Here is a 7,182-nt window from a genome sequence, read left to right as displayed (position 1 = left end):
CGGGGGCGGCCTTGCAGCGCAGGATGCGCGGGCGGTAGGGCCCGGCGGGCTGTCAGCCCTCGGTGCCCAGCACCTGCTTGAGCTCGCCCGATTCGTACATCTCCATCATGATGTCCGAGCCGCCGATGAACTCGCCCTTCACATACAGCTGGGGAATGGTGGGCCAGTTGCTGTATTCCTTGATGCCCTGGCGGATTTCCTCGTCTTCCAGCACGTTGACGGTGGTCAGCGCCTTGGTGTCCACGCCGCAGGCCTTGAGGATCTGGATGGCGCGGCCCGAGAAGCCGCACATCGGAAAGCTGGCATTGCCTTTCATGAACAGCAGGATGTCGTTGGACTTCACGAGGGCGTCGATGCGTTGTTGGGTGTCGCTCATGGGGGTTCTCCTTGAAGGGGCTGACGGGCGCAGGCCCGCAATGGGGGGATTATTTCACTGTTGGCCACTGCCCGCCGGTGCAACGCGCGATGCCGGCGAGGTCATTGCGGCTTTGCACCTGTGCAAAACCCTGTGCCTGCAGCAGCGCTCTGACGGTGCCGGCCTGGTCATGGCCATGCTCCAGCAGCAGCCAGCCGCCAGGCTGCAGGTGCGCCGGGGCCTGGGCGATGATGGTGCGGATGTCGTCCAGGCCGTCGGTACCGCTGGCCAGGGCCTGCAGGGGCTCGTGGATCAGCGCGGCCAGGTGCGGGTCGGCGGCGGCAATGTAGGGCGGGTTGGAAACGATGGCCTCGAACCGGCCTGGCACTGCAGCCAGCCAGTGGTCCTGCAGGAACCGCACGGGCAGTGCCAGCCGCTGCGCATTGGCCTGTGCCACGGCCAGTGCATCGGCGCTGGCATCCACCGCCAGCACCTGGGCCGTGGGGTGCTGGTGTTGCAGGGCCAGCGCAATGGCGCCACTGCCGGTGCCCAGGTCCAGCACGCTCGGGGCGGGCAGGGGGGCGATCACTTCCAGGGCCCAGTCCACCAGTGTTTCGGTGTCGGGACGCGGGTCGAGCACGCGGGCGTCCACCTGCAGGGGCAGACCGTAAAACTCCTTGCGGCCCGTGAGGTAGGCCACGGGCTCGCCTGCGGTGCGGCGCTGGCACAGGGCCAGGAACTGCGCGTGCACCGCGGGGTCCAGGGCGTCGGTGTCGTGCGCCAGCAGCCAGGCGCGGCCGGCGTCGGGGCGGGCCAGTGCGTGCAGCAGCAAAAGTTGGGCATCAATGCGTTCCAGGCCGAGGGTGCGGGCCTGGTCCAGTGCCTGCGCCAGGGTGGAGGTTGTGTCGGTCACTCTTGTTTTGATAGCTGTTGACGCTTGATGGGTAAACGCCAGAGGTCCATCTGATTCAAATACTGGTTGCAGATCGTCAGCCCGCGGCGCCCATCTCCAGCTCTTCGAGCTGTTCGGCCTCGCGCGCGTGGGCCAGGGCCTGCAGCACGTCGGCCAGGTCACCGTCCATCACGTACTGCAGCTTGTACAGAGTGAGGTTGATGCGGTGGTCGGTCAGGCGCCCCTGCGGGAAGTTGTAGGTGCGGATGCGGTCGCTGCGGTCGCCGCTGCCGATCAGGCCCTTGCGCAGCGCGGCCTCCTTGGCGGCGCGTTCGCTGCGTTCCTTTTCCTGGATGCGCGCCTGCAGCACCTGCAGCGCCTTGGCCTTGTTGCTGTGCTGACTGCGCCCGTCCTGGCATTCGGCCACGATGCCGGTGGGCAGGTGCACCACGCGCACGGCCGAGTCGGTCTTGTTGATGTGCTGCCCGCCCGCACCCGACGCGCGGAAGGTGTCGATGCGCAGGTCTGCCGGGTTGAGCTTGATGGCCTCGGTCTCGTCGGGCTCGGGCATCACGGCCACGGTGCAGGCGCTGGTGTGGATGCGTCCCTGGGTTTCGGTGGCGGGCACGCGCTGTACGCGGTGGCCGCCGGACTCGAACTTGAGAGCGCCATACACATGGTCACCTTCGATGCGCAGCACGATTTCCTTGTAGCCACCCAGCTCGGCCGCGTTCTCGCTGACCACTTCGACTTTCCAGCCCACGCGGTCGGCGTAGCGCGTGTACATGCGCGTCAGGTCGCCGGCAAACAGGGCCGATTCATCGCCGCCCGTGCCTGCGCGGATTTCCACAAACGCATTGCGTGCGTCGTCGGGGTCCTTGGGCAGCAGCAGGCGCTGCAGTTCGTCTTCGAGCTGCAGCAGCTCGGTCTCGGCGGAGGTGATTTCTTCCTGCGCCATCTCGGCCATGTCGGGGTCGGCCAGCATCTCGCGCGCGCCCTCCAGGTCGGTCTCGCGCTGCTGGTAGCGGGCATAGCGGCCCGCAATCTGTGTGACCTCGGCGTGCTCGCGCGAGATGGCGCGGTACTGCGCCATGTCGGCCATGATGTCCTCGCGCGAGAGCAGAAAGTCCAGTTCGCCCAGACGCTGTGCATAGCGTTCCAGCTGGCTTCGGAGAAAGGGTTTCATGCGAGGGGGAAAGTGAATGCTACTGAATGTGTAGCTTAATGCGCCTGTTGATCAGGCGTCAGGGCTGATCTGGCTTGAAATTCGGAGCAGGCGGGCGCCGCTACAGCCTGGTCTTGCTCTGCGAGCGCAGGAACAGGCGCGAGACGGTCTGCGCGGTTTGTGCGCGCATGTCGGCGTCGCCGGCCCGCAGCTCGGCCATGGTGCCGTGCAGCATCTTCTGGGCCAGGCCGCGCGACAGGGCCTCCAGCACGGCATCGACATCCTCGCCCTTGGCCAGCAGCTTCTTGGCACGGGCGATCTCCAGGGCACGCCACTCGTCGGTCTGGGCGTTGATCTGCTGGATCAGGGGTACCACGCCGCCGACCTGTCCGATGGGGCTGCGCAGCTCCATCCAGTGCATGAAGCTTTGCACGCCGGCATCGATGATGGCCTCCGCCTGCGCCACGGCGGCCTGGCGGTTGGCCTGGGCGGTCTGCACCACGCTGGCCAGATCGTCCACGGTGTACAGGTACACGTCGCCCAGGGCCTTGACCTCGGGCTCGATGTCGCGCGGCACGGCCAGATCGACCATGAACATGGGGCGGTGGCGGCGCTTCTTGAGGGCACGCTCCACGGCGCCCAGGCCGATGATGGGCAGGGTGCTGGCCGTGCAGCTGATGATGGCGTCGAATTCGTGCAGGCGCTCGGGCAGGTCGGACAGGCGCATCACCTCGCCGCCAAAACGTGTGGCCAGCTTTTCGCCGCGTTCGAGCGTGCGGTTGGCGATGGCAATGGATTGGGGGTTGCGGGCCGCGAAGTGCGTGGCCGCCAGCTCGATCATCTCGCCCGCGCCGACAAACAGTACGCGAATCTTGCTGAGGTCTTCAAACAGCTGGCCCGCCAGGCGCACGGCGGCGGCGGCCATGCTGATGCTGTGTGCGCCGATCTCGGTGCTGGTGCGCACTTCCTTGGCCACGGCAAAGCTGCGCTGGAAGAGCTGGTTGAGCGTGGTGCCCAGCGCCCCGGCGGTTTCGGCGGCGCGCACGGCGTTTTTCATCTGCCCGAGAATCTGGGCCTCGCCCAGCACCATCGAGTCGAGCCCGCTGGCCACGCGAAAGGCGTGGCGTGCCACCAGGCTGTCTTCGAGGGTGTAGGAGTGCGAGCGCAGCAGTGCGGGGCTCACGCCGCCGCTTTGCGCCAGCCAGCCCAGCGTGTGGTCCATGGCGGCTTGCTCGCCCGCGCAATAGATCTCGGTGCGGTTGCAGGTGGAAATGATGGCGGTTTCAACGCCTGGGTGGCGGCTGCTCTGGCCCAGCGACTGGCGTAGGCCCTGCAGCGTGGGCGTGATCTGGTCGAGCGCAAACGCAAACCGGCCGCGCAGGTCGAGCGGCGCGGTGGTGTGGTTGATGCCGAGGGCCCAGACTGCCATAAGCGCCAATTATAAAATTGTTCGCAGCGCCGGGCACCGTGTCTGCTCAAGCCTTGATCTGGGTCATGTTCTATGGGTCCTCTGGACGCTTTTTACCACGCTGTGAATTTCATTGCGCCCGCTGCGGCGCTGGCCCTGCTGCTGGTGCTGGGCGGGCGGTGGATACGACCCAAAGGCCAGTCGATGCTTACGTGGCGGGCGCAGATAGCTATTAATTTCGTGGTTGGCTGTGCCGTGCTGGTGGCCGGGCTGGTGCTGCTGGGCCGCGACGGCAAGATGCTCACCTATGCGACGCTGGTGCTGGCCTGTGCCAGTTGCCAATGGGTGCTGGTGCGCGGCTGGCGCGCGTAGGGGCGGGGTCTCGGGGCCGTTTCGCTGCGTTCGCCTTGCTGCCGCACGGGGGCCATGCAGACCCTGGTTGGGCCTGTGCCAGCAGCCACAGCCGAAAATCCTGCAACGCGGCCGGGGCGGCCCGGCCCGCTGGCTGGCACAGATAGTAGCCACGGTCGATCACCACGGGTTGCGGCACCGCAATGGCAATGCGACCGGCCGCCAGGTCTTTTTCCACCAGGCAGTGCTGGGCGACCGCGACGGTACCACCTGCGCGCCCGAATTCATCCATCTCATCGGCGACACGCTGCGGGGCTTTGGCTACAGCGTGGCCTGCAACGAGCCCTACAAGGGTGTGGAGCTCATCGGCCACATCGGCCAGCTGCTGGGCGTGGTCGCCGGCTATGTGCTGGCGCAGCGGACGGTTTGAAACCCAGTTGGCCGTGAGCGCCGGTATGGCAAGCGCAAGAAGCTATTGAAAAAGGAGCGTCATGCGGGTTCCGGCAGCGGCGGCTCCGGCGTGGTGTCGCGCTGTGCCTGGGCCACCGAGGTGGTGGCTGGCGGCGACAGCGCCAGGCCTGCCTCGCGCAGCGCATCCAGGATGGCGAACAGCACGTCGCTGCGCACGCCCGCGGCGTTGCGCGGGCTGCTCACGTAGCCGATCGCCAGGAAGGTGAGCGTGCCGCTCTGGACGCCCTCCAGCGTCACTGACGGTGCGGGGTTCTCCAGGATGTCCTCGTGCGCATGGAAGGCCTGCAGGATCAGCGCGCGCATGCGCCGCGCGTCGGTATCGAGCGGCGCGGGCAGGCGCAGCAGCACGCGGCCCTGGGCGCTGCCCAGCGTCATGTTGCGCACGGTCTTGGTGATGAACTCGGAGTTGGGCACGATCACCGTGGAGCGGTCGCCCAGCTGGATCTCGGTGGCGCGCACATTGACGCGGCGCACGTCGCCCTCGGTGTCGCCCAGCACCACCCAGTCGCCCACCTTCACCGGCCGCTCGGCCAGCAGGATCAGGCCCGATATGAAGTTCTGCACGATGGCCTGGAGGCCGAAGCCGATGCCCACCGACAGCGCGCTGGCCACCCAGGCGATGCGCTCCACGCTGATCCCCAGGCCTGCCAGCGCCACCGCGATCACCACCACCCCGCCCACATAGCCCAGCAGCGTGACGATGGAGCTGCGCATGCCCGGCTCCAGCGAGGTGTGCGGAAAGTAGCGTTCGCTGAGCCAGTGCTTGCCAATGCGGATGGCGACAAAGCCCGCGCAAACCACCGCCAGCGCGGTCAACAGCGCTTGGGGAGCGAGCGTCAGATCACCTACCTTCAGGTTGTGGTCCACATTGCTGCCGCGGCGAAAGAGTTCGTCCGGGTTGGTGCCCAGCGGTGCCATCAGCGCGATGACCATGTAGAAAAACAGCAGCACGCGCAGCAAGCCCGAGAGCACCACCGCGGACTGGTCGAGCAGTTGCGCGCTGATGCCCAGCGTGTTGTGGATGCGTGCGCCGACGCGTCCCTTGGACGACAGCAGCGCCTGGCTCAGATCGTCGGCCAGCTGGAACAGAAGATAGGTGGTGGCAAAGACCACGCCAGACCACACCATCTGCCGCGCCAGCGTGCCGGCCAGCGCGATGAAGCCGAAGACCACCGCCGCCACGGTGAGCACCACCGCAACGCCGGCACCGGCCAGGATCAGGCCCACCCACAGGGGCCGGCTGGCCTCGCTGTCTGGCCGTCCGTGGGCTGCCTCGTCGCCGGCCGCAGCGCCATCGGGCGTGGCGTGCAGACGGCCCAGCGCCACGGCCACCGAGAAGGACAGCAGCAGCGCGAAGACAGCGTGAACCAGCACCTCGGCCGCCAGGCTGGCGCCGATGATCGCGTTGACGTCGGTCACCACAGCGCCCAGTGCCGACAGCGCGGCCGTCCACCACGGAAGGGGGCTCAGGCGCCGGGCCAGATCGTCGGAGATGGGCAGCAGGCGCCAGGAGCTGCGCCGGCGCGACAGCAGCCCATGGCCCAGCGTGACCACGAAGGCGGCATAGGCGGCGGCGCGCACGGTGGCCTGCTGCAGCGCCAGCAGGTTGTCCGGCAGCGGCCCGCCGAGCTTGAGCGCGCTCCAGGCAAATTGCATGGCGGTGCCGATGATGAGCACGTTGGCCACGATGGCGGCCATGGCCAGCAGGGAGCGTCGCAGCCGCCCCGCCGGCAGGCGCGACGGCAGAACACGCACGAGGATGCGCTCGGCCAGCCAGGTGCCCGCCACGGCCAGCAGCAGGGCCAGCAGCAGGTAGCCCTGGAAGGCGTTGCGGTGCTTGGAGTCCAGCGCCGCGCGCGCTGCGCCGAGCAGATCTGCGCCCAGCACCTGCAGGCGCGCGAAGTCGCCCGGGGCGGTGTGGCGCAGGGTGCGCCAGAAGGAGGGGCTCAAGGGCGAGTCGGCGTGCGTGGTCAGCGCGGCCTGAAACTGCAGGCGGCGCTGGCGCACGAGGTCGGCACCGCGCTGTTCGGCATCCACGGCGATCAGGCGCGCGAGCTTGAGTTCGGCATCAATATCGGTGCGCTGCTTGTTCAGGCTCGCGCGTTGCGCGGCCACGTCCGGTGCTTCCGCCGGGGTGCCCTTGGCGGGCGCCGGGCCCAGGCCGGCGAGGCGCAGGTCCAGCTCGGCCAGCTCGGTGGTGCGATGGTTCGCCAGGCGTTCGGCCGCCGTGCCAACGGCGTTGATTTCATCCAGCAGCTGGCGGTTGCTGTCCGCTTCGTCCAGTTTCCTGGGAATGGCGTCCAGCTGCTTGCGCAGTTCGTCCACCTGGGGCAGGGGGGTGTTGTCCTTGCCGGTCTGGTCCATGCTGGACTTCGTCGACTGCTCCTGGGCCAGCGCAGGGGCCGGGCCCAGTGCCCCGAGCCAGCCCGCGAGCAGCCAGCACAGCAGCAGGCGCGCCAGCGGCCAGGGGGCTGCTGGCAGGCAGCGCAGCAGGGCGGGTGGCTTGGGCGGGGGGAAGGTGTGGCGGCGGTGCATGCACT

General features: G+C 68.1%; 6 protein-coding genes and 1 pseudogene. 2 read left to right on the top strand and 5 right to left on the bottom strand.

Annotated features, from left to right (window positions below; all coding sequences use genetic code 11):
- Positions 1–52 precede the first annotated feature (52 nt).
- From grxD to hemA, 4 genes are all read right to left on the bottom strand, one after another.
- Positions 53–376: a Grx4 family monothiol glutaredoxin gene (gene grxD / locus AC1RDS_RS17345; protein ID WP_026437548.1), complete on the bottom strand. Its 324-nt coding sequence runs from the start codon at positions 374–376 to the stop codon at positions 53–55.
- Positions 377–425: 49 nt separating this feature from the next.
- Positions 426–1,268, bottom strand: coding sequence for a peptide chain release factor N(5)-glutamine methyltransferase (gene prmC, locus AC1RDS_RS17340; RefSeq protein WP_348682950.1), 843 nt, complete (start codon positions 1,266–1,268; stop codon positions 426–428).
- Positions 1,269–1,344: 76 nt separating this feature from the next.
- Complete coding sequence (gene prfA, locus AC1RDS_RS17335) at positions 1,345–2,433, bottom strand: peptide chain release factor 1 (protein ID WP_348682952.1); 1,089 nt, start codon at positions 2,431–2,433, stop codon at positions 1,345–1,347.
- Positions 2,434–2,533: 100 nt separating this feature from the next.
- The gene (gene hemA, locus AC1RDS_RS17330; protein ID WP_092700830.1) at positions 2,534–3,841 is read right to left on the bottom strand and encodes a glutamyl-tRNA reductase; all 1,308 of its coding nucleotides are present in this window, start codon (positions 3,839–3,841) and stop codon (positions 2,534–2,536) included.
- A gap of 72 nt (positions 3,842–3,913) precedes the next feature.
- On the opposite strand from hemA, the gene AC1RDS_RS17325 reads away from it, so the two are divergent.
- Together AC1RDS_RS17325 and AC1RDS_RS17320 are read left to right on the top strand one after the other, a co-directional pair.
- Positions 3,914–4,192, top strand: coding sequence for a hypothetical protein (locus tag AC1RDS_RS17325; RefSeq protein ID WP_348682955.1), 279 nt, complete (start codon positions 3,914–3,916; stop codon positions 4,190–4,192).
- Positions 4,128–4,553, top strand: a pseudogene (locus AC1RDS_RS17320) (N-formylglutamate amidohydrolase); the annotation flags it as partial. The gene AC1RDS_RS17325 and the pseudogene AC1RDS_RS17320, both read left to right, overlap by 65 nt.
- Positions 4,554–4,660: 107 nt before the next feature.
- On the opposite strand, the gene AC1RDS_RS17315 reads toward AC1RDS_RS17320, so the two are convergent.
- A complete protein-coding gene (locus AC1RDS_RS17315; protein WP_431603988.1) occupies positions 4,661–7,177 on the bottom strand; it encodes a DUF3772 domain-containing protein in 2,517 nt (838 codons plus the stop codon).
- Between the last annotated feature and the right edge of the window lie 5 nt (positions 7,178–7,182).

The sequence above is a fragment of the Acidovorax sp. GW823-FHT02H02 genome, assembly GCF_058797075.1.
The sequence above is the reverse complement of the archived record's forward strand: the minus strand, read 5'-3'. Positions and strand labels throughout refer to the sequence as shown.